The organism is Roseateles sp. P1_C1_2 (assembly GCF_056406535.1).
In genome coordinates, this window is sequence record NZ_JBFUAB010000008.1 from 108,548 (window position 1) to 134,474 (window position 25,927).

The 25,927-nt window shown below is 66.9% G+C and carries 22 protein-coding genes; 7 read left to right on the forward strand and 15 right to left on the reverse strand.

What is annotated here, in order from left to right:
* Nucleotides 1-79: 79 nt before the first annotated feature.
* Nucleotides 80-796: a GntR family transcriptional regulator gene (locus AC1D2H_RS09655; protein WP_477932298.1), complete on the reverse strand. Its 717-nt coding sequence runs from the start codon at nucleotides 794-796 to the stop codon at nucleotides 80-82.
* Nucleotides 797-890: 94 nt separating this feature from the next.
* On the opposite strand from AC1D2H_RS09655, the gene AC1D2H_RS09660 reads away from it, so the two are divergent.
* A complete protein-coding gene (locus tag AC1D2H_RS09660; protein ID WP_478010782.1) occupies nucleotides 891-1,877 on the forward strand; it encodes a malate dehydrogenase in 987 nt (328 codons plus the stop codon).
* A gap of 96 nt (nucleotides 1,878-1,973) precedes the next feature.
* On the opposite strand, the gene AC1D2H_RS09665 is transcribed toward AC1D2H_RS09660, so the two are convergent.
* The 4 genes from AC1D2H_RS09665 to AC1D2H_RS09680 form a co-directional block, all read right to left on the reverse strand.
* Nucleotides 1,974-4,574: a cation-translocating P-type ATPase gene (locus tag AC1D2H_RS09665; RefSeq protein WP_478010783.1), complete on the reverse strand. Its 2,601-nt coding sequence runs from the start codon at nucleotides 4,572-4,574 to the stop codon at nucleotides 1,974-1,976.
* A 90-nt stretch (nucleotides 4,575-4,664) separates the two neighbouring features.
* A complete protein-coding gene (locus AC1D2H_RS09670) occupies nucleotides 4,665-5,177 on the reverse strand; it encodes a c-type cytochrome (RefSeq protein ID WP_477932292.1) in 513 nt (170 codons plus the stop codon).
* The gene (locus AC1D2H_RS09675) at nucleotides 5,174-5,539 is read right to left on the reverse strand and encodes a TraR/DksA family transcriptional regulator (RefSeq protein WP_478010784.1); all 366 of its coding nucleotides are present in this window, start codon (nucleotides 5,537-5,539) and stop codon (nucleotides 5,174-5,176) included. Before AC1D2H_RS09675 ends, AC1D2H_RS09670 begins: the two co-directional genes overlap by 4 nt.
* 186 nt (nucleotides 5,540-5,725) lie before the next feature.
* Nucleotides 5,726-7,291 (reverse strand): methyl-accepting chemotaxis protein, encoded by a 1,566-nt coding sequence (locus tag AC1D2H_RS09680; RefSeq protein WP_478010785.1) that lies wholly within the window; start codon nucleotides 7,289-7,291, stop codon nucleotides 5,726-5,728.
* Between the two features lie 150 nt (nucleotides 7,292-7,441).
* On the opposite strand from AC1D2H_RS09680, the gene AC1D2H_RS09685 reads away from it, so the two are divergent.
* The 5 genes from AC1D2H_RS09685 to acnB all read left to right on the forward strand — a co-directional run bounded on the left by AC1D2H_RS09685 (nucleotide 7,442) and on the right by acnB (nucleotide 12,616).
* Nucleotides 7,442-8,455, forward strand: coding sequence for an HpcH/HpaI aldolase/citrate lyase family protein (locus AC1D2H_RS09685; RefSeq protein ID WP_478010786.1), 1,014 nt, complete (start codon nucleotides 7,442-7,444; stop codon nucleotides 8,453-8,455).
* Between the two features lie 127 nt (nucleotides 8,456-8,582).
* Complete coding sequence (locus AC1D2H_RS09690) at nucleotides 8,583-9,203, forward strand: hypothetical protein (RefSeq protein ID WP_477932284.1); 621 nt, start codon at nucleotides 8,583-8,585, stop codon at nucleotides 9,201-9,203.
* 105 nt (nucleotides 9,204-9,308) lie between these two features.
* Entirely contained in the window at nucleotides 9,309-9,596 is a 288-nt protein-coding gene (locus tag AC1D2H_RS09695) for an AbrB/MazE/SpoVT family DNA-binding domain-containing protein (RefSeq protein ID WP_477932282.1), read from the forward strand.
* On the forward strand, nucleotides 9,593-10,000 hold the full coding sequence (locus AC1D2H_RS09700) for a type II toxin-antitoxin system VapC family toxin (RefSeq protein WP_477932280.1): 408 nt from the start codon (nucleotides 9,593-9,595) through the stop codon (nucleotides 9,998-10,000). Before AC1D2H_RS09695 ends, AC1D2H_RS09700 begins: the two co-directional genes overlap by 4 nt.
* Nucleotides 10,001-10,024: 24 nt before the next feature.
* Nucleotides 10,025-12,616 carry a bifunctional aconitate hydratase 2/2-methylisocitrate dehydratase gene (acnB, locus tag AC1D2H_RS09705; RefSeq protein WP_478010787.1) on the forward strand — a complete coding sequence of 864 codons (2,592 nt, stop codon included), beginning with the start codon at nucleotides 10,025-10,027 and terminating at the stop codon, nucleotides 12,614-12,616.
* Between the two features lie 63 nt (nucleotides 12,617-12,679).
* On the opposite strand, the gene AC1D2H_RS09710 is transcribed toward acnB, so the two are convergent.
* From AC1D2H_RS09710 to AC1D2H_RS09730, 5 genes are all read right to left on the reverse strand, one after another.
* Nucleotides 12,680-14,037 (reverse strand): IS3 family transposase gene (locus tag AC1D2H_RS09710; RefSeq protein ID WP_478010840.1). Its coding sequence is split into 2 segments (ribosomal slippage): nucleotides 12,680-13,569 and nucleotides 13,569-14,037, totalling 1,359 coding nucleotides; the frame shifts between segments, so codons are not numbered across the junction.
* 222 nt (nucleotides 14,038-14,259) lie between these two features.
* On the reverse strand, nucleotides 14,260-15,591 hold the full coding sequence (glmM, locus tag AC1D2H_RS09715; RefSeq protein WP_477936662.1) for a phosphoglucosamine mutase: 1,332 nt from the start codon (nucleotides 15,589-15,591) through the stop codon (nucleotides 14,260-14,262).
* Between the two features lie 13 nt (nucleotides 15,592-15,604).
* Nucleotides 15,605-16,447, reverse strand: a complete 843-nt coding sequence (folP, locus tag AC1D2H_RS09720) for a dihydropteroate synthase (protein ID WP_478010788.1) — start codon at nucleotides 16,445-16,447, stop codon at nucleotides 15,605-15,607.
* Nucleotides 16,448-16,505: 58 nt separating this feature from the next.
* Nucleotides 16,506-18,404: an ATP-dependent zinc metalloprotease FtsH gene (gene ftsH, locus AC1D2H_RS09725; RefSeq protein ID WP_477936666.1), complete on the reverse strand. Its 1,899-nt coding sequence runs from the start codon at nucleotides 18,402-18,404 to the stop codon at nucleotides 16,506-16,508.
* A gap of 85 nt (nucleotides 18,405-18,489) precedes the next feature.
* Nucleotides 18,490-19,164 carry an RlmE family RNA methyltransferase gene (locus tag AC1D2H_RS09730; protein WP_478010789.1) on the reverse strand — a complete coding sequence of 225 codons (675 nt, stop codon included), beginning with the start codon at nucleotides 19,162-19,164 and terminating at the stop codon, nucleotides 18,490-18,492.
* A gap of 20 nt (nucleotides 19,165-19,184) precedes the next feature.
* Between AC1D2H_RS09730 and AC1D2H_RS09735 the strand changes: the two genes are divergently transcribed.
* A complete protein-coding gene (locus AC1D2H_RS09735) occupies nucleotides 19,185-19,658 on the forward strand; it encodes a YhbY family RNA-binding protein (protein WP_478010790.1) in 474 nt (157 codons plus the stop codon).
* Here AC1D2H_RS09735 and AC1D2H_RS09740 read toward each other — a convergent pair.
* The 5 genes from AC1D2H_RS09740 to carA form a co-directional block, all read right to left on the reverse strand.
* Nucleotides 19,636-20,082 carry a DUF4149 domain-containing protein gene (locus AC1D2H_RS09740; protein WP_478010791.1) on the reverse strand — a complete coding sequence of 149 codons (447 nt, stop codon included), beginning with the start codon at nucleotides 20,080-20,082 and terminating at the stop codon, nucleotides 19,636-19,638. The two genes, AC1D2H_RS09735 and AC1D2H_RS09740, sit on opposite strands and share 23 nt — an antisense overlap.
* On the reverse strand, nucleotides 20,082-20,558 hold the full coding sequence (greA, locus tag AC1D2H_RS09745; RefSeq protein WP_477936674.1) for a transcription elongation factor GreA: 477 nt from the start codon (nucleotides 20,556-20,558) through the stop codon (nucleotides 20,082-20,084). The genes AC1D2H_RS09740 and greA overlap by 1 nt, the downstream gene beginning before the upstream one ends.
* Nucleotides 20,559-20,636: 78 nt before the next feature.
* On the reverse strand, nucleotides 20,637-23,915 hold the full coding sequence (gene carB, locus AC1D2H_RS09750; protein ID WP_478010792.1) for a carbamoyl-phosphate synthase large subunit: 3,279 nt from the start codon (nucleotides 23,913-23,915) through the stop codon (nucleotides 20,637-20,639).
* A 15-nt stretch (nucleotides 23,916-23,930) separates the two neighbouring features.
* On the reverse strand, nucleotides 23,931-24,572 hold the full coding sequence (gene leuE, locus AC1D2H_RS09755; protein ID WP_478010793.1) for a leucine efflux protein LeuE: 642 nt from the start codon (nucleotides 24,570-24,572) through the stop codon (nucleotides 23,931-23,933).
* Nucleotides 24,573-24,586: 14 nt separating this feature from the next.
* Nucleotides 24,587-25,783 carry a glutamine-hydrolyzing carbamoyl-phosphate synthase small subunit gene (carA, locus tag AC1D2H_RS09760; RefSeq protein WP_478010794.1) on the reverse strand — a complete coding sequence of 399 codons (1,197 nt, stop codon included), beginning with the start codon at nucleotides 25,781-25,783 and terminating at the stop codon, nucleotides 24,587-24,589.
* Nucleotides 25,784-25,927: the final 144 nt, after the last annotated feature.

The window sequence follows — 25,927 nt, forward strand, 5'->3', positions numbered from 1 at the left end:
AATCAATGTGAAACCGAAAGATTCTAGGCCAGAGACAAAGGCCGAGCTTCGCGGTTGCTGCACTGCGGCATTGTCAGATTCAGTTCAACTCATTGAGGTAGAAGTCCGCCTGCGTGTGGTAGAGACCGCGTCGCAATTCGACCGGTCGGTCGCCATAGGTGTAGGCCACGCGCTCGACGCTGAGCAGGGGGGCGCCGTCGGGCAGGCCCAGCAGTTCGGCGGCACCGGCGGTGGCCGCGATGGCGCGCAGCTTCTCCTCGGCGCGCACCATGTGCACCTGGTAGCGCTCCTCGAAGAGCGCGTACAGTGTGCCCGCGTAGGCGTTGATGACTTCGCTGCTCAGCCCGCGGAAATGCCGTTCCGGCAGCCAGAGATCGTCCAGCACGACAGCGCGGCCACGGCGCAGCAGCAGCCGCCTGACCTCGATGACGGGCTCCGCCGTGCGCAGATGCAGGGCCCGCGCCGTCTCGGCCGTGGCACGGGCGCGGCGGCAATGCAGCAGCTCGCGGGTGAAGCCGGTGGCGCCGTCGTCGGCCACCAGGCGCAGGAAGCGATAGGCGTCGCGCGGCGCCGTGTGCGTCGCGACAAAGGTGCCGGCGCCCTGGCGGCGCTCGACGACATGCGCCGCCGCCAGTTCATCCATCGCCTTTCTGACCGTGCCCGCACTGGCGTGGAAGCGCTCGGCCAGGGCCGCTTCGCTGGGCAGGGCATCCCCTGGCCGCCACTCGCCCGCCGCGAGGGCGGCCACGATCAACTGGCGGATTTGCTCGTACAGCGGCGCGGGGGACTTTGGCATGCGCGCATTGCAGCACAGGGTATGCCCGTACACTCGACAGGTTGAGGGCGAAACGCCCTAGCCCAGCTTTATCAACTGTCCCTCGGAGACCTCCATGAGCAAGAAACCCGTTCGCGTCGCCGTCACCGGCGCAGCTGGCCAGATTGGCTACGCCCTGCTGTTCCGCATCGCCTCCGGCGAAATGCTGGGCAAGGACCAGCCCGTCATCCTGCAACTGTTGGAAATCCCCGACGAGAAGGCTCAGAACGCGCTGAAGGGCGTGATCATGGAACTCGAAGACTGCGCCTTCCCGCTGCTGGCCGGCATCGAGGCCCACAGCGACCCGATGACCGCCTTCAAGGACACCGACTACGCCCTGCTCGTCGGCGCCCGCCCGCGCGGCCCCGGCATGGAGCGCGCCGACCTGCTGGCCGCCAACGCCCAGATCTTCACGGTGCAGGGCAAGGCCCTGAACGCCGTCGCCTCGCGCAATGTGCGCGTGCTGGTGGTCGGCAACCCCGCCAACACCAATGCCTACATCGCGATGAAGTCGGCCCCGGACCTGCCGGCCAAGAACTTCACCGCCATGCTGCGCCTGGACCACAACCGCGCGGCTTCGCAGATCGCCGCCAAGACCGGCAAGGCCGTCGCCGGCATCGAGAAGCTGGCCGTGTGGGGCAACCACTCGCCCACGATGTACGCCGACTACCGCAACGCCACCATCGACGGCCAGCCGGTCAAGGCCCTGATCAACGACGAGCAGTGGAACCGTGAAGTGTTCCTGCCCACCGTCGGCAAGCGCGGCGCGGCCATCATTGCCGCTCGCGGCCTGTCGTCGGCCGCCTCGGCCGCCAACGCCGCCATCGACCACATGCGCGACTGGGCGCTGGGCAGCAACGGCAAGTGGGTCACGATGGGCATCCCGTCGAACGGCGAATACGGCATCCCCAAGGACGTCATGTTCGGCTACCCGGTCACCACCGAAGGCGGCGAGTACAAGATCGTGCAAGGCATCGAGATCGACGCCTTCTCGCAGGAGTGCATCAACAAGACGCTGAAGGAACTGACGGACGAGCAGGACGGCGTCAAGCACCTGCTCTGAGCCGGTATCGAGGACGGGCTTGCCCGTCAGCGTCCACGAGACACCCTTGCGAGGGTGTCTTTTTTTTTGCCCTTGTCGAGCGCGCAAGCCGGCCGGTCAAGCGGCCGCAGCGCTGCGCAGTCGCGCGCTCCATGCAGCCCCGGCGCTCACGGCAAGCGCCACCGTCACCAAGGTCAGCACCAGGTCCTCCGCCGCGGGAACGCCGAAGTGCAGCAATCGCCTCGGGCCCGGCACCAGCACGGCGGTCGCCAGCGCGGAGGCGGCAACGACGGTGACTGCCCAGAAGGCCCGGGAGCTCGCATTCGCCAAGGTGCGAAGCCCGCTGCCGATGGCCATGTTGGCCGCCACCAGCATCAGATTCCCAAGCGTCAGGCCGATCACGGCCAGCGTGCGGGCCACGTCGGCCTCACGCCCGGCCTGCAGCGCCAGCAGGTACACGCCCAGGGTCGCCGCGAGCAGGCAGCCGCCCTGCACCAAGCCCCGCCACAACATCGCCCAACCCACGATGCCATCATCCGTGCGGCGCGGCGGTCGCTGCATCAGCCCCGGCGCTTCTGCCGCACCTTCGAAGGCGAGCGAGCACACCGGATCAATCACCATCTCGGTGAGCACCACATGCACCGGCAACATCAGCGGCGGCAGGCCGAACAGCAGGGGCAGCAGCGCCAGGCCAGCGACCGGGACATGGATGGCGGTGATGTAGGTCATCACCTTGCGAAGGTTGTCGAAGATGCGCCGCCCCATGCGAACGCCACCCACGATGCGCCCGAAGTCTTCGTCCAGGAGCACCAGGCCGGCGGCCTCGCGCGCGACGTCCGTGCCGCGCACGCCCATCGCGATGCCGATGTGCGCCGCCTTCAACGCCGGCGCGTCGTTGACACCATCGCCGGTCATGGCCACGGTCTCGCCGTTGTGCCGCAGCGCCAGCACCAGCTTGAGCTTCTGCTCCGGCATCACGCGGGCAAACACGCGCACATGCCGCACGGCCTCGGCGAGGGCGAGTTCTCCCAGCGCATCGATTTCGGCGCCGGTCAGGACGCCCGCCTGCACGTCGATGCCGGCCTGCTCGGCGATGGCCAGCGCCGTGGCCGCATGGTCGCCGGTGATCATCGCCACCGCAATGCCGGCTTCACGCGCCTGCGCGACCGCGCCCGGCACGCTTTCACGCAGCGGATCCTCGAAGGCGGCCAGGCCCAGCAGCGTGAAGTCGTGGTCATGCGGGTGCATCACCGTTTCACCGTGCGGCGAACAGGCTTCGGCCACAGCCAGCACGCGAAGGCCCTGTGCGGCCAGACCCTTCACCCGGCTCAAAAGATCGGCAGTGCGTTGCGGGTCGAGGTGGCACAGATCAAACACGGCTTCCGGCGCGCCCTTGGCCGCGATGCGGAGCCGACCGGCCGCGTCCGTCCACTCATGCGACATTGCCAGCAACTCGGGGCTGAGCGGAAATTCGCGTGTCAGCGTCCAGTCGGGGTGCAGATGTTCGGTGCCGGCCAGCACGGCATCGCCTCGCGCGATCAGTGCGCGATCCATCGGATCGCTGCCGTCCCTGCGCGAAGCCAGCATGGCGAATTCGAGCAGCCGATGCACCGCCTCGGGCAGGTCCTTGCCGGCCTCGAGCTTGACGTCGACCTCCCCGGTCACGAGGCGGGACAGCTGCATCCGGTTTTCGGTGAGGGTTCCGGTCTTGTCCACGCACAACACCGTGGCCGCACCCAGCGCCTCGATGACGGCGGGACGACGTGCCAGCACCTTGATGCGCGCCAGGCGCCAGGCTCCCAGCGAAAGGAAGACCGCGAGTGCCATGGGGAACTCTTCGGGCAGCATCGCCATGCCGATGGCGACGGCCGACAGCAGCCCCTGCATCCACTCGCCCCGCAGCAGGCCGTAAACCACCACGATCACCGTGCAAATGGCAGCGGCACCCAGGCCGAAGACACGCACCAGCCGGCGCAGATGCTGCTCCAGCGGCGTGGCTGCTGTTTCGATGGCCGCCAGCGACGCGCCGATGCGGCCGACCTGCGTGCCGGCGCCTGTCGCCACCGCCTCGATGACGGCGTGGCCCGCAATGGCCAGGGTGCTCGCGTAGACGAAGGCGCCGCCGTTGCTCTGGGGCGATGCCATGGCCAGGCCGTCTTGCAGTTGCCACACCCGCTTGCTCACCGGCACCGACTCCCCCGTGAGCAGCGACTCGTCGACCTGCAATCCGACCGCCTCGCGGACGATGCCATCGGCGGCGACGCGCTCGCCCTCCCCGACCAGGAAGAAGTCGCCGGGCACCAGTTCGCGCGCCGGGATGCGTGCCATGAGCCCGCCTCGCAGGACGCGCACCTGCGGTGCTGACAGCACGCGGAGGGCCGCCAGCGCATGCTCGCTGCGTCGCTCCTGGAAAACGACCAGGCCGACGGTGACGACGGCGAAGAAGGCCAGCAGCAGCCCTTCGCCCAGGTCGCCCAGCAAGAGGTAGAGGGCCGCGGCAGCCAGCAGCAGCAGGAACATGGGCTCGGTGAATACGCCGCGAAGCGTGCGCAACATGCCGCGCCTGTCGGTATCACCCACCTCGTTCGGGCCATGCGTCGACAGGCGCTGGCGGGCCTGCGCGTCGCTCAGCCCGCGTGGGAACAGGGGTGTTGCGGCAGGGGGATTTCCGCTGGTGGGCGCCGCCGCTTCAGCGTGCAAGATAGCCACCGCTGGCACGACCGATTCCCGAGGCGCCTCCGCTCATCAGGGTGACTTTTGCTTGAAGCATGGCGCTCTCCTGGCTGCGCGAAGGCCGACGGCAAACCCTCAGTCGGGCGCTCGCTGTCGCAAAGGACGGCCCGTCCCCTGCCTGCCATCGGCACGGGCCGACAGATAGGCGTAGAGATCGATGATGTGGGCCGTCACCGTGGGGTCGCCCTGCCAGGCCGGCATCACCAGCGCCTCTTCCCTGCCCTGCAGGACCTTTTCGACCAGGGCACTGCGTGCAGAGCCCTGCGGGTCGGACTCTGCCGCAGCGAGTATCCAGTCGTAGCGCCTGAGCACCAGGCCCACGAACTGATGCGAGCCCATCTCGCGCAGCCTGGGCAGCAGGTCGGGGCCGGTCGCCGTACCTGTCGCCGCTGCGCCATGGCAAGTCGCGCACTTCTGCTGGAACACACGCCAGCCGACGTAGACCTCGCCTTCCGGCAAGGCGCGGCGCGCCAGCTCTTGAGCAGGCCTGGCGTTCTGCACCTCCAGGGCGCAACCGGTGGCCAGCGCGGCCACGGCGAGTGACGCGAGCACCGGCAGGCGATATCGCGCCGCGTCGTTCGCGCTCATGGCAGACGCTCCTGGGCAGCCTGGCAGGAAGCGCACAGCCGCACGGACGGCAGGGCCGTGAGACGCGCCGCTGCGATGGCCTCGCCGCAACCGGCGCAGTCGCCATAGCTTCCAGCCTCCAGCCGGCCCAGCGCGTCATCAACGTCCTGCAACTCCTGCAAGTCCCGGGCGGCCTGGAAGTCCTCGGTCTGCTGGCGCTGCATGAGATCCGCGCCGTCCTTGAGGTCTCGGACCTCCGGGCTTTCCGTCTGCGCGTCCTGACGCGCCAGCTGCACCGCACGCACTTCGGCTCGCAGTTCGGTCTGGCGGTGTAGCAGCAGTTGGCGCAGCAGGGGCCACTGCGCTTGCGTCCGAGTTTGCATCTTGGGCTGTCCTTGGTCGGCGAACAACCATGCTATGCAGCGCGCGGGCAAGCGGGTTGCGCTGGATCAATCCGGACGACGAAGCCCGGACCCATGGGCTGCAAACACCGGACGTCCCGGCTGGCGCATGGGCGCTGCTGGCAGCCCCGCTTGCCAACAGCGGCACGTCGGGACGTCCGCCGCGCCTCAGCGCGTGGCAGGAAGGCGGAAGGTCGACACCGTCTCCACCAGTTGCTGGGCCTGCACCTTCAGGCCATCGGCCGCGGCGGCCATCTCCTCCACCATCGCCGCGTTCTGCTGCGTGGCCTGGTCCATCTGCGTGACGGCCGTGCCGACCTGGCTGACGCCGGCGCTCTGCTCGGCGCTGGACGAGCTGATCTCGCCCATGATGTCGGTGACGCGCTGGATGCTGCTGACGACGCGGTCCATGGTCGCGCCGGCCTGGTCGACCAGGGTGTTGCCACGGTCCACACGCTCCAGGCTCTGCGAGATCAGCGTCTTGATCTCGCGAGCGGCTTCCGCGCTGCGGCCGGCCAGCAGCCGCACCTCGCCCGCCACCACCGCGAAGCCGCGCCCCTGCTCGCCCGCGCGCGCCGCCTCGACGGCCGCGTTCAGCGCCAGGATGTTGGTCTGGAAAGCGATGCCGTCGATGACCGAGATGATGTCGCCGATGCGGCGCGAGCTGTCGTTGATGCCCTTCATCGTGTCGACGACCTGCTTGACGACCTGGCCGCCCTCGGCCGCCACGTGCGAGGCGTTCTGCGCCAGCTGGTTGGCCTGCTGGGCGTTGTCGACGTTGTTGCGCACCGTCGCACCCAGCTCGTCCATGGACGCCGCCGTCTGCTGCAGCGCGCTGGCCTGGCTCTCGGTGCGGGCGCTCAGGTCCTGGTTGCCGGAGGCGATCTCCGAGCTGGCATTGGCCACCGACTCCGAGCCGTCACGCACCTGCTGCACGATGCTGGCCATGCTGTYGCGCATGGCCTTCACACCCTGCATGACGCTCTCGTGGCTGCTGCCCCTCAAGTCGATGTCGACGCTGAGGTCGCCTTCGGCGAGCTGGCGCGTGATCTCGTTGACGCGGGCGGGCTCGCCGCCCAGCTGGCGCGTGATGCTGCGCGTGATGGCCAGGCCCAGCACCAGCAGCACGCCGGCCAGCACCCCCACCCCCAAGCCGACCTTCCAGACGCGCTGCCAGATGGCCGCGTCGACGGTGTCCACATAGACACCCGAACCGATGATCCAGCCCCAGGGCGTGAAGCCCTTGACGTAAGACACCTTGGGCACCGGCTGCTCGCTGCCCGGCTTGGGCCACATATAGGGCAGGTAACCCGCACCACTGGCCTTGACGATGTCGACCATCGCAACGAAGAGCGGCTTGCCGGTCGGGTCCTTGTTGTTGTTCAGCGTCTTGCCTTCCAGCTCCGGCTTCATCGGATGCATGACCATGATGGGGCTCATGTCATTGACCCAGAAATACTCATTGCCGCTGTAGCGCAGACCGCGCAGGGCGGCGAGGGCCGCCTTCTTGGCGTCATCGTCGGACAGCTTGCCGGTGGCGACCTGACCGTGGAATTGCGCCACGATGCCGTGCGCCGTCTCGACCGCCTGGCGCACCGCCTGCTGGCGCTCGTTCAGGATCAGCTCCCGCTCCGAGAACAGCAGGATGGCGGCCACCAGCAGCACGCCGACGACGGCGCCGAAGGTCTGCAGGGCCAGGCGGCGGGAAACTCTGAGCGACTCGAGCTTGAGCATGGCTTTGTCTCCTGAGATCGTTATGGTCGGATGCTGTCACGCCTGACTCAGATATGACAGTGTGCAAGCACCCTTTGCGCCCCGCAAACGTCGCGATTCCGCGACCGGCGTCACATCTGCCGCCATTCCCGGCCTGGGTACAGTGGCGCGATGAGCGCCCTCCTCCACCCTCGCCAGGCCCTGTTCGGCCATGAAGCCACGCGGCCCGCGCTGCCCGTCGTCGACCATTACTGCGGCGTCGAGGCCCGCATGCGCAAGAGCCTGGCTCTGCAGGCCGAACTCGGCCCCGTCTTCGACATCACGCTGGACGCCGAGGACGGCGCCCCGGTCGGTGGCGAGGCCGAACATGCGCTGCTGATCGCCGACCTGGCGACCAGCGCGGCCAACCGCTTCGGCCGCGTCGGCACGCGGGTCCACCCCTGGGGGCACACCGCTTTCGAGGCCGACGTGGACACGCTGATCGCCAAGGCCGGCGACCGGCTGGCCTATCTGATGATTCCCAAGCCCGAAAGCGCCGACGATGTGGACCGCGCCGTCGCCGCCATCGACGCCGCCTGCGAGCGCCATGGCAAGCCGAAGCTGCCACTGCAGGTCCTCATCGAAACCCACGGCGCGCTGCGCGAGGCCTTCCGCATCGCCGCCCACCCGCGCATCGAGTCACTGTCCTTCGGCCTGATGGACTTCGTCTCGGCGCATGGCGGCGCGATCCCGAAGACGGCGATGGAGCTGCCGGGCCAGTTCGAGCACCCGCTGGTCGTGCGCGCCAAGCTCGAGATCGCCGCCGCGGCGCATGCCTTCGGCAAGACGCCCTCGCACTGTGTCGTCACGGAGTTTCGCGATGCCGAGCGCTTGGCCGCCGCCGCGCGCCGCGCCGCGCGCGAGTTCGGCTACACGCGCATGTGGAGCATCCACCCGGACCAGATCCGCCCCATCGTCGAGGCCTTCGCGCCGGCCGCCGACGAAGTGGCCGAGGCCGCCGAATTGCTGCTCGCCGCGCAGGCCGCGCAGTGGGCACCGATCTCCTTCCACGACCGCCTGCACGACCGCGCCAGCTACCGCTATTTCTGGACCGTGCTGGAGCGCGCCGAGCGCACCGGCCGCGCCTTGCCCGTGGAGGCACGATCGGCGTTTTTCCCCGTAGCCATCGGGGTAATCGCCGAGTGAGCACGGGCCGGCGTGCACTTCGTCACGCCGACAATGCCTACATCTTTTCACCCATCCGCCATGGCTTTGCAGCCATGATGCGCCACCCTTTTTCCACCCTCTCCTCCGACTTCGACTCCAGATGCCGATGCCCACGCTTCGCAGCAGCGCTGCTGCCCTGATCCTTTGCGCCACCCTCCCCGCTTTCGCTCAGACCGCACCGGCCAAGCCTGCAGCCAAGCCGGCCACCAAGGCCGCAGCCAAGCCCGCACCGGCCAAGAAGACCCCGCCACCTCCGCCCGAGCCCGTGCTGGTCGATGCCGATGAAGCCCAGCTCGCCGCCGCCGAACGCGCCTACCTCGGCGACTACGCCTGCGAGTTCAAGGAGACCGTGCTGATCGAGAAGCATCCCAAGGTGGCCGGCTATATCAACGTGGCCTGGCGCAAGCAGGTCTTCACGATGAAGCCCGTGCTGTCGTCCACCGGCGCGCTGCGCCTGGAGGACGTCACGGGCCGCACGCTGATGATCCAGATCGCCAACAAGTCCATGCTGCTGGACACCAAGATCGGCCAGCGCCTCATCGACGACTGCGTCCACCCCGAGCAGATCAAGCTGATCGAAGCCGCCAAGGCCGCCAAGATCAACGACCCCGAGGCCGAAGCCGCCGAGGCGGCGCGCAGCGGCCTGGGCATCACACCGACGGCGCCCGAAACGCCCGCCGCGCCGCCGGTGGCTGCAAAGCCCACCAAGCCGGCCAAGGCCAAGTGAGTCATCTCAGTTGAAACCCCGGGCTCCGGTATGTAGAATGAATACATACTTTCCAATGCATACCTGAGCCCACCGCCTCCGCGGCGCTCAGCCGCTGGAGGCGCCATGGAAGCCACCGTTGCCGAACGCGGGCAGATCACCCTGCCCAAAGCCGTCCGAGATGCCCTCGGCCTGACCAAGGGCACGACGCTCAAGGTCGAGCTGGACGGCGGCCGCATCATCCTGCGCAAGAACGTCGACGACGCGATTTCGCGCTTGCGCGGTCGTTTCAAGCTGGACGGCTTTGCCAACACCGACGAGGCCATGCGCGCGATCCGCGGCCATGCGCCTGGCGACCCGTATCTGCCGCCCGAGCCTGAATCCGAAGTGCCGGCGGGAGAGCCCACGCCTTGATCGCCACCGATTCCTCCGTGCTGATCGACCTGATCGCCGGCGACGACGAGGCCTGCTCCACTGCGGCCGAGGCCGTGCGCCAGGCGCTGCATGTCGGCCCCGTGGTGCTGTGCGAGGTCGCGCTGGCGGAGGTTTGCACCGCGTTCAAGGGCGGCACTGATGTGCTCCAGTTTCTTGAGGAACTGGGCATCCGCTTCGACGCGATGGAAGCCAAATCGGCATTGCGCGCTGGCGAGATGCAGCGGCGCTACCGCCAGCGCGGCGGCAGCCGCTCCCGCACGGTGGCTGACTTCCTGATCGGTTCCCACGCGATGATGCAGTGCGACGGCCTGATCACGCGGGATGCCGGCTTCTACCGAGACTATTTCAAAGGGCTGAGGATCGTTGTCCCGGCCTCTGCCTGACCTGCTGCTTCAATGGAGAACACCATGCTTCAAGCCTACCGCCAACACGCCGCCGAACGTGCCGCCCTCGGCATCCCGCCCCTCGCCCTGGATGCCAAGCAGGTCGCCGAGCTGATCGAGCTGATCAAGGCCCCGCCCGCCGGTGAAGACGCCTTCCTGCTCGACCTGCTGACCCACCGCGTGCCCCCGGGCGTGGACGATGCCGCCAAGGTCAAGGCCAGCTTCCTGGCCGCCGTCGCCCACGGCGACATCAAGGTCGGCCTGATCTCCAAGGCCAAGGCCACCGAGCTGCTGGGCACCATGGTTGGCGGCTACAACGTCCATCCGCTGATCGAGCTGCTGGACGACGCCGAAGTCGCCGGCGTGGCCGCCGAAGGCCTGAAGAAGACGCTGCTGATGTTCGACTTCTTCAACGACGTCGCCACCAAGGCCAAGGCCGGCAATGCCAAGGCCAATGAAGTCATGCAGTCGTGGGCCAACGCCGAGTGGTTCACCAGCCGCCCCGAGGTCGAGAAGAAGATCACCGTCACCGTCTTCAAGGTGCCCGGCGAAACCAACACCGACGACCTGTCGCCCGCCCCCGACGCCTGGAGCCGCCCGGACATCCCGCTGCACTACCTGGCCATGCTGAAGAACACGCGTTCTGACGCGGCCTTCAAGCCCGAGGAAGACGGCAAGCGCGGCCCGATGCAGTTCATCGAGGACCTGAAGAAGAAGGGCCACCTGGTCGCCTACGTGGGCGACGTCGTCGGCACGGGCTCCTCGCGCAAGTCCGCCACCAACTCCGTCATCTGGGCCACCGGCCAGGACATCCCCTTCGTGCCCAACAAGCGCTTCGGCGGCGTCACGCTGGGCGGCAAGATCGCGCCCATCTTCTTCAACACGCAGGAAGACTCGGGCTCGCTGCCCATCGAGGTGGACGTGTCCAAGCTGGAAATGGGCGACGTCATCGACGTGCTGCCCTATGACGGCAAGCTGGTGAAGAACGGCGAGACCCTGGTCGAGTTCAAGCTCAAGAGCGATGTGCTGTTCGACGAAGTGCGCGCCGGTGGCCGCATCAACCTCATCATCGGCCGCTCGCTGACCGCCAAGGCGCGCGAGTTCCTGGGCCTGCCCGCCTCCACCCTGTTCCGCCTGCCCTCGCCGCCTGCCGAGACCAAGGCCGGCTTCACGCTGGCGCAGAAGATGGTCGGCCGCGCCGTCGGCCTGCCGGAAGGCCAGGGCGTTCGCCCGGGCACTTATTGCGAGCCCAAGATGACGACGGTCGGCTCGCAGGACACCACCGGCCCGATGACCCGCGACGAGCTGAAGGACCTGGCCTGCCTGGGCTTCTCGGCCGACCTGATCATGCAGTCCTTCTGCCACACGGCTGCTTATCCGAAGCCCGTGGACGTCAAGACCCACCGCGAACTGCCGGCCTTCATCAGCAACCGCGGCGGCGTGTCGCTGCGCCCGGGTGACGGCGTCATCCACAGCTGGCTGAACCGCCTGCTGCTGCCCGACACCGTCGGCACCGGCGGCGACTCGCACACCCGCTTCCCCATCGGCATCAGCTTCCCGGCCGGCTCCGGCCTCGTCGCCTTTGGTGCCGCCACCGGCGTGATGCCGCTGGACATGCCCGAGTCGGTGCTGGTGCGCTTCAAGGGCGAGATGCAGCCCGGCGTGACGCTGCGCGACCTCGTGCACGCCATCCCGCTGTACGGCATCAAGGCCGGCCTGTTGACCGTCGCCAAGGCTGGCAAGAAGAACGCCTTCTCGGGCCGCATCCTGGAAATCGAAGGCCTGCCGGACCTGAAGGTCGAGCAAGCCTTTGAACTCTCCGACGCCTCTGCCGAGCGCTCGGCCGCCGGCTGCACGATCAAGCTGAACCCGGCGCCGATCAAGGAGTACCTCACCAGCAACGTCGTGCTGATGAAGAACATGATCGCCGACGGCTATGCCGACGCGAAGACGCTGCAGCGCCGCATCGAGAAGGTCGAAGCCTGGCTGGCCAACCCCGAGCTGCTGGAAGCCGACAAGGACGCCGAGTACGCCCATGTCATCGAGATCGACCTGGCCGACATCAAGGAACCCATCCTCTGCTGCCCGAATGACCCGGATGACGCGAAGTTCCTGTCCGAAGTCGCCGGCACCAAGATCGACGAGGCCTTCATCGGCTCCTGCATGACCAACATCGGCCACTTCCGCGCCGCGGCCAAGCTGCTGGGCGGCCAGCGCGACTTGCCCGTCAAGCTGTGGGTTGCACCGCCCACCAAGATGGACCAGAGCGAGCTGATCAAGGAAGGCCACTACGCCGCCTTCGGCACGGCCGGTGCACGCACCGAAATGCCGGGCTGCAGCCTGTGCATGGGCAACCAGGCCCAGGTGCGCGAAGGCGCGACCGTCGTGTCCACCTCCACCCGCAACTTCCCGAATCGCCTGGGCAAGAACACCAATGTGTTCCTGGCTTCTGCCGAGCTGGCGGCCATCGCGTCCAAGCTGGGCAAGATCCCGACGGTGCAGGAGTACCACGAGGCCATGGGCATCATCAACAAGGACACGGCCAGCGTCTACAAGTACCTGAACTTCGACCAGATCGAAGAGTACGCGGACACCGCCAAGACCGTGACGGCCTGAGCCTCGCGGCCCCAGCAAAAAGCCCGCCGGATTGAACTGACCCCAAGAAGTTGGACAGTTGATCTAGTGGCCCAAGGCCTGAGTTCGGTACTGCACCGGGCTCAGGCCTTTCAGCTTGAGTTTGATGCGGTGGTGGTTGTAGTAGTGGATGTAGCGACGCAAGCCGCTACGCAGTTCTGCCACGTCAGCGAATCGGTTCAAGTAGAAGAACTCGGATTTCAACGTGCCGAAGAAGCTCTCCATCGCCGCGTTGTCCAGGCAGTTCCCCTTGCGTGACATGCTTTGCTTCAGGCCGCCGGTGATGAGCGCCTGACGGTAGGCGGCCATCTGATATTGCCAGCCCTGGTCGGAATGGATCAACGGCGTGTCGCCGCGGCCYGCGAGCTTGCTCAACGCCTTCTTGAGCATGTTCCCCACGAGCGCATACACCGGGCGCTCCTGCATCTCGTAGGCCACGATTTCACCGTTGTAGAGATCCATCACCGGCGACAGGTAGAGCTTGGCTCCGCGGACATTGAACTCGGTCACGTCCGTCACCCATTTCTCGTTCGGCCGCGCCGCGTCGAACTGACGGTCGAGCACGTTGGGCGATGAGGCGTACTCGCCTCGATAGGAGCGATATCTCTTCGGGCGCACCAAGGACTTCAGGCCCAGCTCGTTCATCAGTCGTTGCACCGTCTTGTGGTTCACCGCTTGGCCCTCTTGGCGAAGATGCGCGGTGACGCGCCGGTAGCCGTAGCGACCCTTGTGGCGTTCGTACACCGCCCTGATGCTTGACTTCAAGCCCGCGCGCTTGTCCCCGCCCTGCGCAACCTTGGCTTGGTAGTAGAACGTGCTGCGCGACAAGCCGGCGGCTGTCAGCAACCTGCGCAATGGGTAGTCTGGCCTCAGCTCGAGTACGGCTTGCGCTCTTTCTGCGCAGCTTGCCGATTGGCTCGAACCAAGGCCTCCAATTTTTTTAGGTAGGCCACCTCCGCGCGCAGGGCTTCGTTTTCCTCGCGCAGCTCTTCCAAGGTGCGTGCGTCGTCTTGCGGCGGTGGCGGGGATTCAGGGGGCTTGGGCATCAKCTTCTGGCGCCCTCGTGGCTGGGGTTGGAGCGCCTGCAGTCCACCCTCATCGTACTGGCGCTGCCACTTCCTCACCACGCTGCCTCCACCGCGCAAATCGAATGTCACGGCCGCCTGTCGATGCGACAGCATTTGCTGCTTCACGCGTTGCAGCACCGATAGCTTGAACTCTGCGCTGTAGCTACTGAACTTCTTGCGCAACCCCTTCTCGCCATGCGCCACGTAGCGAGCTATCCAGGACCTGATGACGGAATGCTCCGTCCCGTATTGCTTGGCAAGCGCCTTTGCGCCCGCCGACCCCGACAGATATCGCTGTACGACTTCGAGCTTCAGACTCTCTTCATGTTTCGCCATGAAAAACACCCCAGTGGTTGGACGGGTGTCCAACTTCTGGGGTGCAGTTCAGATGGCGGCCTTTCTCATAGCATTTCGGGCCGAGCGCTGGGCCGCTCCCGAGCCGGCCCGCTTTGGCGATGTGCTCGCGGCTCGATGCCGAGAGCATCGCCGTCCCCGCGGGGGACCGACCAGACTCGCTCGCGTTCAGCGATGCGAGGTTGGGCGAGGGGCAGTTTCACTTCAGGCCGAGATCGCGTCCACCAGGCGCTGGGCGCAGCGTTGGGCCACCGCGGCATCAGAGGCCTCGACCATGACGCGCAGCAGTGGCTCGGTGCCGGAAGCACGGATCAGGATGCGGCCCTTGTTGCCGAGCTCGGCCGTGACCGCCGATTGCTCGTCGGCGAGGCGGGTGCTGCTCTTCCAGTCCTGGCCGGCCTGCAGGCGCACATTGATCAGCGTCTGCGGGAACAGCTCCACGCCCTGCAATTGCTCCGACAGGCTGCGCCCGCTGCGGCAGACGGCCTGCAGCACCAGCAGCGCGCTGACGATGCCATCGCCGGTCGTGTGCTTGTCCAGCGCCAGCAGATGGCCCGAGCCCTCGCCGCCCAGCTGCCAGCCGCGCGCGGCCAGCTCTTCCAGCACATAGCGGTCGCCGACCTTGGCACGCACGAAATCGACGTCGCGCGCGCGCAGTGCCAGCTCGACGGCCATATTGGTCATCAGCGTGCCGACGGCACCCGGCACGCGCAGGCCCTGGGCCAGACGGTCGGCCACCATCACATAGAGCAGTTCGTCGCCGTTGTAGAGGCGGCCGTTGGCATCCACCAGCTGCAGGCGGTCGGCATCGCCGTCCAGCGCCACGCCGTAGTCCGCGCCATTGGCCTTGACGGCCTCGACCAGGGCACCGGGCGCCGTCGCGCCGAAGCCGGCATTGATGTTGAAGCCGTCAGGCTTGCAGCCGATGGAGATGACCTCGGCGCCCAGTTCGTGGAAGACGTCGGGGGCGACGTGATAGGCCGCGCCATGGGCCGCGTCGACGACGATCTTCAGCCCCTTGAGCGTCAGGTCGGAGCCGAAGCTGTTCTTGCAGAACTCGATGTAGCGGCCGCGGGCGTCTTCCAGGCGCTTGGCGCGGCCGAGGCTGGCCGAGTCCACCCACTGCGGTGCCTCTTCCAGCGCGGCTTCGACGGCCAGCTCCCAGGCATCGGGCAATTTCTCGCCTTTGGCGGAGAAGAACTTGATGCCGTTGTCGGCGAAGGGATTGTGCGAGGCGCTGATGACGACGCCCAGGTCCAGGCGCAGGGCCCGCGTCAGGTAGGCGACGCCCGGCGTCGGCAGCGGGCCGGTCAGCAGCACGTTGACGCCCGCGGAGGCGAAGCCGGCCTCCAGGGCGGATTCGAGCATGTAGCCGGAGATGCGCGTGTCCTTGCCGATCAGCACCGTCGGGCGCTTGGACGTGTTGCGCAGCACGCGACCCACCGCATGACCCAGGCGCAGCATGAAGTCCGGCGTGATCGGGCCCTGGCCCACCGTGCCTCGAATGCCGTCGGTTCCAAAATACTTGCGGGCCATCGAGCTCATCCTTCTATTCAATGGCCGGGATTGTCGCCGCATCGACTGCGGCCCAGACCTTGAGGGCGTCCACCGTGGCCGGGACATCGTGCACACGAATCACGTTCGCGCCCGCGCTGACGGCCCGCAGCGCCGCGGCCAGGCTGGCAGCCAGGCGCTGGTCCACCGGCCGGCCGGTGATGTCGCCCAGCGTGCGCTTGCGTGACCAGCCCACCAGCAGCGGGTAGCCCAGTTCGGTCAGGCGCCGCTGGCCGGCCAGCAGCTGGAGGTTGTGTTCGGCGGTCTTCGCAAAGCCGTAGCCGGGGTCCAGCGCAATGCAGTCGGCCGGGATGCCCGAGCCCAGTGCGGCCTGGGCGCGCTGGGCCAGGAAGCCGCCCACTTCGGCCACGACGTCGCCATAGACGGCCAGGTCCATCATCGACGCCGGCTCGCCGCGCATATGCATCAGGCAGACGCCCGCACCGCTGCCCGCCACGGCCGCCAGCGCGCCGGGCGCCTGCAAGGCCAGCACGTCGTTGACGATGTCCACGCCGCCATCCAGCGCACGCCGCATGACCTCGGGCTTGCAGGTGTCGACAGAGACCGGCACGCCCAGCGTCACGGCCGCGGACAGCACCTCGGCAATACGCGCCCATTCGCTGTCGGCATCGACGCGCGATGCGCCGGGGCGGGTCGATTCGCCACCGATGTCGAGGATGTCGACGCCCTCGGCGACGAGGCGCTCGCAGTGCGCGATCGCCGTGCGCGTGTCGTCATGCCGGCCGCCATCTGAAAACGAATCCGGCGTCACATTGACGATGCCCATCACACGGGGGCGACTCAGATCGATGCGGAAGCGGCGGGTCTGCCAATGCATGTGGGCTCGGAATTGAAAACGGGCCCGGTGTAAGCCGGGCCCGTCGTTGGGGTGTGGATCAGGCCGCGGCGGGGGCGCCGTCGGTGCTGACCGGGGGCGTGCCGCCGCCGGTCGGGCCGCTTGCGGTCGGCTTGTCGTCAGGCGCGCGCGGCGGGCGACCGGCCATGATGTCCAGGATCTGGTCGCGGTCGATGGTTTCCCACTTCATCAGCGCCTCGGTCATGACCTCGACCTTGTCCTTGTTGTCCTCGAGGATCTTCTGGGCCACGGCGTATTGCTGGTCGAGGATGCGACGGATTTCGCTGTCGACCTTCTGCTGCGTGGTCTCGCTGATGTTGGTCGTCTTGGTCATGCTGCGGCCGAGGAAGACTTCGCCTTCGTTCTCGGCATACACCATCGGGCCGAGGGCCTCGCTCATGCCGTAGCGCGTGACCATGTCGCGGGCCATGCGGGTGGCACGCTCGTAGTCATTGGACGCGCCGGTGGAGATGTCGTGGACGAACAGGTCCTCGGCAATGCGGCCACCGAACATGATGCTGATGCTGTTGAGCATCTGCTTGAAGTACAGGCTGTGCTGGTCACGCTCGGGCAGCTGCCAGGTCACGCCCAGCGCACGGCCGCGCGGCATGACGGTGACCTTGTGGACCGGGTCGGTGCCGGGCAGCAGTTCGGCGACGACGGCATGGCCGGACTCGTGATACGCGGTCGCGCGCTTCTCGTCCTCGGTCATGACCATGCTCTTGCGCTCGGGGCCCATGTAGAGCTTGTCCTTGGCGCGCTCGAAGTCGATCATTTCCACCAGGCGGCCGTTGCGGCGCGCCGCGAACAAGGCAGCCTCGTTGACGAGGTTGGCCAGGTCGGCGCCGCTCATGCCGGGCGTGCCGCGGGCGAGGATGGACGCGTTGACGTCCTGGCCGATGGGCACCTTGCGCATGTGCACGTTCAGGATCTGCTCACGGCCACGGATGTCCGGCAGCGTCACATAAACCTGGCGGTCGAAGCGGCCGGGGCGCAGCAGGGCCGGGTCGAGGATGTCGGGTCGGTTGGTGGCCGCCACGACGATGACGCCGAGATTGGTCTCGAAGCCGTCCATCTCGACCAGCATCTGGTTCAGCGTCTGCTCGCGCTCGTCATTGCCACCACCGAGGCCCGCGCCACGATGGCGGCCGACGGCGTCGATTTCGTCGATGAAGATGATGCAGGGCGCGCTCTTCTTGGCCTGCTCGAACATGTCGCGCACGCGGGCCGCGCCGACGCCGACGAACATCTCGACGAAATCGGAGCCCGAAATCGTGAAGAAGGGAACCTTGGCCTCGCCGGCAATGGACTTGGCCAGCAGCGTCTTGCCGGTGCCGGGAGGGCCGACGAGCAGCACACCGCGGGGAATGCGGCCGCCGAGCTTCTGGAATTTCTGCGGGTCCTTCAGGAAGTCGACCAGCTCCTTCACCTCTTCCTTGGCCTCGTCGCAACCGGCGACGTCAGCGAAGGTGATGGAGTTGCTGGCTTCATCCAGCATGCGGGCCTTGCTCTTGCCGAAGCTGAACGCGCCGCCCTTCCCGCCGCCCTGCATCTGGCGCATGAAGTAGACCCAGACGCCGATCAGCAGCAGCATCGGTGTCCAGTTGATCAGCATGCTGACCAGGAAGCTCTGCTCCTCGCGCGGCTTGACGTCGAACTTGACGCCGTTGTTGCGCAGGTCGCCCACCAGGCCCTGGTCCTTGGCGGTGGCCAGGGTGCGCAGCTTGTTGCCGTCGGTGTCTTCGGCGACCACATCGCCGGCGAAACCATCCGGCAGGACGACCGACTTGATGCGGCGGGCCTGCACCAGGTCAAGGAATTCGGAATAGGTCACTTGCTTGCCGGGGGCGGTCGTGCCGCCGAACTGCTTCACGACCGTGAACAGCACCAGGGCGATCACGATCCAGACGGCAAACTTCGAAAACCATTGATTGTTCACTACGACTCCTTGGCCCTGATGGCCCAGCGCGGGTTTCAGGACAGTGGGGGCGATTTTAGGGGCGGCAAGGGGGTAGCCCCTGTAATCAGCGGTTTTTCAGCCCCATGCCCACCAAGAATGTCTCGGAAGAGCGGATGCGGGAGGCCTTGGGCTTCACGACCTTGAAGATCTTGAAATGCGCCTTGAAGAGGGTCACGAGCTCGTCGTAACCACTGCCGTGGAAGACCTTGGCCACCAGCGCGCCGTCGGGCTTGAGGTGGCTGCTGGCGAAATCCACGGCCAGCTCGACCAGGCCGGAGATGCGGGCAGCATCGGTGGACGCAATACCCGACATATTGGGCGCCATGTCCGACACGACGACGTCCACCGGCCGGCCGGCCAGCGCGGCTTCCAGTTCGGCCAGGACGGCGTCTTCCTGGAAATCGCCCTGGATGAACTGCACGCCCTCGATGGGCTCGAACTCCAGCACGTCCAGCGCGATGATGGTGCCGTTGAGCTGGCCCACCGCCGCCCCTCCCCGCCCCGCCTCCGTGGGCGCGAAACGCCGGCGCAGGTACTGGCTCCAGGCACCTGGCGTGCAACCCAGATCGACGACCACCTGGCCGGGGCGGATCAGCTTCAGCTCCTCGTCGATCTCCTTGAGCTTGTAGGCCGCGCGGGAGCGATAACCGTCCTTCTGCGCCTGCTGCACATAGGGATCCGAGACATGGTTGTTCAACCACGCCTTGTTGAGCTTTTTGCTTTTGGTTTGAGTTTTCATGCCTACGGGATAATACGGGGATGCCTCAAATCATCCTGACCCCTGCCCAGCGCAAGGACAAGCGCTCCGACGCCCACCATCTCGACCCCGTCGTGATGATCGGCGGCGACGGCCTCACACCGGCCGTCGTCAAGGAAACCGACGCCGCGCTGAAGGCCCACGGCCTGATCAAGGTGCGGGTGCTCGGCGATGACCGCGCGGCCCGCGAGGAAATGTTCGCCAAGCTCTGCGACGAGCTGAACGCGGCACCCATCCAGCACATCGGCAAGCTGCTGGTGCTGTGGCGACCCATCCCCGAGAAGGCAGCCGCCGAGCGCACCGATGCCCGGCCCGGCCCGCGCGTGGTCAAGATCGTCAAGTTCTCCAAGAGCGGCAACGGCCGACCCCAGGTCACCAAGCTCAAGGTGCTGGGCAATCAACGCGTCGCCCAGGGCGGTGAGCTCAAGCGCGCCAAGCGCCGCATGACCAGCGTCAAGAAGAACGTCTCGGACTGAGTCTCCAGGCCAGGGCCAGCACGGCCAGGCCCTTGACCGCGAAGAAGGCCAGCGAGGCGCCATGCAGCGCTGCGAAGGACGCGACACCGGTACCGGCACGCGCATCCGCCATCAGGGGCTGCAGGCCGTAATAGCCGGCGATGGTGCAGAACAGCGCCACGGCCGGCAGCAACAGCGCCACCGAAAAGACGTTGCTCGCTGCACCCGCCTCGACCGCATCACGCGCCAGGCGGCGCTCCAGCAGCATCAGGATCAATGCCGCTGCCAGGCTGACCTGGGCCTCGAGGCTGAACAGCCGACCGACGACCAGGCCGGCCTGAGCCCGCTCCAGCACCGCGAAGGCGCTGGGCGCTGCAGCGAAGGCCACACAAAGCAAAAAGCCGCCCCAAAGGGCGGCCAGCAGCGCTTGAAGCCGCACCCACATCAGACGTAGCGGACTTCGACGATTTCGTAGCGCTTGATGCCGCCGGGAGCCTGCACTTCGGCCACGTCGCCGGCTTCCTTGCCGATCAGCGCGCGCGCAATAGGCGAGCCCACCGAGATGCGGCCCAGCTTGATGTCGGCCTCGTCATCGCCGGTGATCTGGTAGGTCACTTCGGTGCCGCTGGCTTCCTCTTCCAGGTCCACCGTCGCGCCGAAGACGACGCGGCCGCCGGCGTCCAGCGACGAGGGATCGATGATCTGCGCCGCCGCGAGCTTGCCTTCGATCTCGAGGATGCGGCCTTCGATGAAGCCCTGCTTGTCCTTGGCCGCGTCGTATTCGGCGTTTTCGCTCAGGTCACCCTGGGCGCGCGCCTCGGCGATCGCCTGGACGACGGCGTGGCGCTCGACGGTCTTGAGGCGATGCAGCTCGGCCTTGAGCGCCTCGGCGCCGCGCTTGGTCAGGGGAATGGTCGTCATTTCAAAACTCGATGGGCAAAAAGAGTTCCGCCGCTGCGGCCCGGTCGGGCTGCTGCGGCGGAATCGATGAGCTGTAGTTTAAGCCAGCTCGGCGTGCAGTTCCTGCAGGGATTGCACGGTCAGGCCGTCACGGTGTTTCATGCCCTCGACCGCGGCTTCGCAGCCCGCCATCGTCGTGTAATAGGTCACGCGGCTGGCCAGTGCCGCCTGGCGGATGTAGCGGCTGTCGGCGATGGCGGTGCGCGTCTCGTCCACCGTCGTGAAGACGAGCTGGATGTCGCCGCCCTTGAGCGCATCGACGATGTGCGGGCGGCCGTCCTTGATCTTGTTGATCAGCTTGACCGGCACGCCGGCTTCCGTGATGGCGGCGGCCGTGCCCTTGGTCGCCACGATGCCGAAGCCCAGCGCATGCAGGTCCTTGGCGATGGCGACCGCGCGGGTCTTGTCGCTGTTCTTGATCGTGATCAAGACATTGCCTTGGCGCGGCAGTCGCGAGCCCGCGCCGATCTGGCTCTTCAGCATTGCCTCGCCGAAGGTCCGGGCTGAGCCCATCACCTCGCCCGTCGAACGCATTTCGGGGCTGAGGATGGGGTCCACACCCGGGAACTTGTTGAACGGGAAGACGGCTTCCTTGACGCTGAAGTAAGGCGGGATCACTTCGGCCGGCACGCGGCCCTTGCGGTCGCGCTGGTCGACCAGCTTCTGGCCGGCCATGCAGCGCGCGGCGATCTTGGCGAGTTGCTGCCCGGTGGCCTTGGACACATAGGGCACCGTGCGCGAGGCGCGCGGATTCACTTCCAGCACATAGACGGTGCAGGCCGCGAGGCCCGCCGTCACGTCGCCCTGGATGGCGAACTGCACATTCATCAGGCCGACGACCTTCAGCGCCTTGGCCATCGCGGCCGTCTGGCGGCGCAATTCGTCCTGCAGGTCGGCCGCCAGCGTATAGGGCGGCAGCGAGCAGGCCGAGTCGCCGCTGTGGATGCCGGCCGCCTCGATGTGCTCCATGATGCCGCCGATCATCACGTCGCCGGAGGCGTCGGCGATGCAGTCGACGTCGACCTCGACGGCATCCTCCAGGAAGCGGTCCAGCAGCACCGGCGACTTCTCCGACACGCGCACGGCTTCGCGCATATAGCGCTCCAGGTCCTTGTCGCCGTGCACGATCTCCATCGCGCGGCCGCCCAGCACATAGCTCGGGCGCACGACCAGCGGGTAGCCGATCTCGTTGGCCAGCGCGACGGCTTGCTCTTCGGTGCGCGCGGTGCGATTGGGCGGCTGGCGCAGGCCCAGCTCGTGCAGCAGCTTCTGGAAGCGCTCGCGGTCCTCGGCGATGTCGATGGAATCAGGCGTGGTGCCGATGATGGGCACGCCGGCGCGCTCCAGGTCCAGCGCCAGCTTCAGCGGCGTCTGGCCGCCGTACTGCACGATGACGCCAACCGGCTTTTCCTTGTCGACGATCTCGAGCACGTCTTCCAGCGTGACCGATTCGAAATAGAGGCGGTCCGAGGTGTCGTAGTCGGTCGACACGGTCTCGGGATTGCAGTTAACCATGATCGTCTCGTAGCCGTCCTCGCGCATCGCGAGGGCGGCGTGCACGCAGCAATAGTCGAACTCGATGCCCTGGCCGATGCGGTTCGGGCCACCGCCCAGCACCATGATCTTCTTCTTGTCGGTCGGGTTGGCCTCGCACTCGGCGTCCGCACCTTCGTACGTGGAGTACATATAGGCCGTCTGCGTGGCGAACTCGGCCGCGCAGGTGTCCACGCGCTTGTAGACGGGGCGCACCTTCAGCGCATGGCGGCGCTCACGCACGGCGTGCTGGTGGGTGCCCAGCAGCTTGGCCAGGCGCTTGTCCGAGAAGCCCTTGCTCTTCAGCAGGCGCAGCTCGGCTTCGGTGATGGACTCGATGGCGCGGCCCTTCAGCTCGCCTTCGATCTGCACCAGCTGCTCGATCTGGGCGAGGAACCACGGGTCCACCGCGGTCTCCTCGTAGATCTCGTCCAGCGACATGCCGATGCGGAAAGCATCGGCCAGGTAGAGGATGCGCTCGGGGCCGGCTTCGCCGATCTCCTGCACGATGTCTTCGCGGTCGGTCGAACGCTCGGTCAGGCCGTCGATGCCGGTCTCCAGGCCGCGCAGGGCCTTCTGGAAGGATTCCTGGAAGGTGCGGCCCATGGCCATCACCTCGCCCACCGACTTCATCTGCGTCGTCAGGCGCGAATCGGCCATCGGGAACTTTTCGAAGGCGAAGCGCGGGATCTTGGTGACGACGTAGTCGATGCTGGGCTCGAAGGACGCCGGCGTGATGCCGCCGGTGATGTCGTTCTTCAGCTCGTCCAGCGTGTAGCCCACGGCCAGCTTGGCTGCGATCTTGGCGATGGGGAAGCCGGTGGCCTTGGAGGCCAGCGCCGAGGAGCGCGACACGCGCGGGTTCATCTCGATGACGACCATGCGGCCGTCCTTCGGATTGATGGAGAACTGCACGTTGGAGCCGCCGGTGTCGACGCCAATTTCGCGCAGGATGGCGATGCTGGCGTTGCGCAGCAGCTGGTATTCCTTGTCCGACAGCGTCTGCGACGGCGCCACGGTGATGGAGTCACCGGTGTGGATGCCCATCGGGTCGAGGTTCTCGATGGAGCAGACGATGATGCAGTTGTCCGCCTTGTCGCGGACGACTTCCATCTCGTACTCCTTCCAGCCGATCAGGCTCTCTTCGATGAGCAGCTCGTTGGTGGGCGACAGGTCCAGGCCGCGCTTGCAGATGGTCTCGAACTCTTCCGGGTTGTAGGCGATGCCGCCACCCGAACCGCCAAGCGTGAAGCTGGGGCGGATGACCATCGGGAAGCCCGCGCCGCCGATCTCGGCGTGGATGCGCTTCTGCACGCTCCAGGCCTCTTCCAGCGAATGCGCGATGCCGGACCGGGCCGAGCCCAGGCCGATCTTGGTCATCGCGTCCTTGAACTTGAGGCGGTCCTCGGCCTTCTCGATGGCATGCTCGTTGGCACCAATCATCTCGACGTTGTACTTGGCCAGCACGCCATGTTTGTGCAGGTCCAGGGCGCAGTTCAGCGCCGTCTGGCCGCCCATGGTCGGCAGCACCGCATCCGGGCGCTCCTTGGCGATGATCTTCTCGACCACCTGCCAGGTGATGGGCTCGATGTAGGTGACGTCCGCCGTGTCCGGGTCCGTCATGATGGTCGCGGGGTTGCTGTTGACCAGCACGACCTTGTAGCCCTCCTCGCGCAGGGCCTTGCAGGCCTGGGCGCCGGAGTAATCGAACTCGCAGGCCTGGCCAATGATGATCGGGCCCGCGCCGATGATGAGGATGGTCTTGAGGTCTGTACGTTTTGGCATGGCTTGCGAGTCTTCTTAGAGCGTGGCCGTGGCCAGCTTGGCCCCGAACCCAACGAAAAGTGCACCGACGCCGGCATTGGCGACGCCAGAGAGACGACGGCGGGCACGGAAGGCCGCTGCAAGGCGGGCGCCGGCGAAGATCAGCGTCGAGAGATAGATGAAGCTCAACACCTGGATGATGGAACCCAGGATCAGGAAGGTCAGCGCCGGGTGCGGATAGGCCGGGTCGACGAACTGGATGAAGAAGGACAGCAGGAAGGCGATGGCCTTGGGGTTGAGCAGGCTGACGACCAGGGCCTTGCGGAAGGGCTGGCTGGCGTCGACGACGCGCGGCGCCTCATCGGCCTTCGCATCACCGCGCCAGGTGCTCAGCGCGCCGCGCAGCAGCTGGATGCCGATCCAGCCGAGGTAGACCGCGCCGACCATCTTCACGACGAAGAAGATCTGCGGGCTGGCCATCAGCAGCGACGCGCCGCCGGCGGCAGCGGCCRTCATCAGCAGCGTGTCGCCGACGAACACGCCGCAGGCCGCCGTGTAGCCGGTGCGCACGCCACGCTGCGCCGCGACGGACAGCACGTAGAGCGAGTTGGGGCCCGGCAGCAGGATGATGAAGATCGCCRCCGCGAGGAAGGTGCCGAGATCGGTGATGCCGAACATGTGCAGGCCCTCCTTCAGGACTTGTTCATCAGGGACAGGAAACGGTCGAACAGATAGGCAATGTCATGCGGGCCGGGGCTGGCTTCCGGGTGGCCCTGGAAGCTGAAGGCCGGCTTGTCGGTGCGGGCGATGCCCTGCAGCGTGCCATCGAACAGGCTCACGTGCGTGGCGCGCAGATTGGCCGGCAGCGTGTCGGGGTCGACCGCGAAGCCGTGGTTCTGGCTGGTGATGCCGACGCGGCCGCTGTCCAGGTCCTTGACCGGGTGGTTGGCGCCGTGGTGGCCGAACTTCATCTTGAAGGTCTTGGCACCGCTGGCCAGCGCCAGGATCTGGTGGCCCAGGCAGATGCCGAAGACGGGAATGCCGGACTCGATCAACTGGGCCGTGGCCTTGATGGCGTAGTCGCAGGGTTCCGGGTCGCCGGGGCCGTTGGACAGGAAGACGCCGTCCGGCTCCAGGTCGAACACGGCGCTGGCGGGCGTCTGGGCCGGCACGACGGTGACCTTGCAGCCGCGCTCGGCCAGCATGCGCAGGATGTTGAGCTTGACGCCGAAGTCGTAGGCGACGACGTGGAACTTCGGGCTGGTTTGCGTGCCGTAGCCGCTGCCGAGCTTCCACTCGGTCTGCGTCCAGGTTTCGTTCTCGGTGCGGCTGACGACCTTGGCCAGGTCCAGGCCGGACATCGACGGTGCAGCCTTGGCCGCGGCGACTGCCGCGTCGATATGGGCTTGCGTCAGCGCTTCGCCGGCGGCCAGCGCCAGGATGCAGCCGTTCTGGGCGCCTTTGGTGCGCAGCACGCGGGTCAGGCGGCGCGTGTCGAGGCCGGCGATGGCCACGGTGCCCTCGTCACGCAGGTACTGGTCAAGGGTACGGCCCGAGCGGAAATTGGACGCGCGCAGCGGCAGGTCCTTGATGACGAGGCCGGCGGCGAAGACCTTGGAGGCCTCGACGTCCTCGTCGCTGACACCATAACTGCCGATGTGCGGATACGTCAGCGTGACGATCTGCTTGCAGTAGCTGGGGTCGGTCAGGATTTCCTGGTAGCCCGACAGCGCGGTGTTGAACACCACTTCGCCGACGGTCTGGCCCACGGCGCCGATGGACTGACCTCGGAACACCGTCCCATCCGCCAGAGCCAGGATTGCTTGAGGGGGATGGAGCAGGTCAGCCAGCACGAGAAAGTCTCCGCAAGTGGGGCGCGTGCCCAGCATCAACCCGCCCGAGAGCGGATCAATTTGAGGAAACCGAGGAGGTTTTCGCCGGGCAGCAGATGGGTTCAGGTAAACCCATCGAGTATAGCCGACTGGGGTTAGTACGGAGGCTTCGTGACCACCTCGCGACGGCTTCGTGACGCC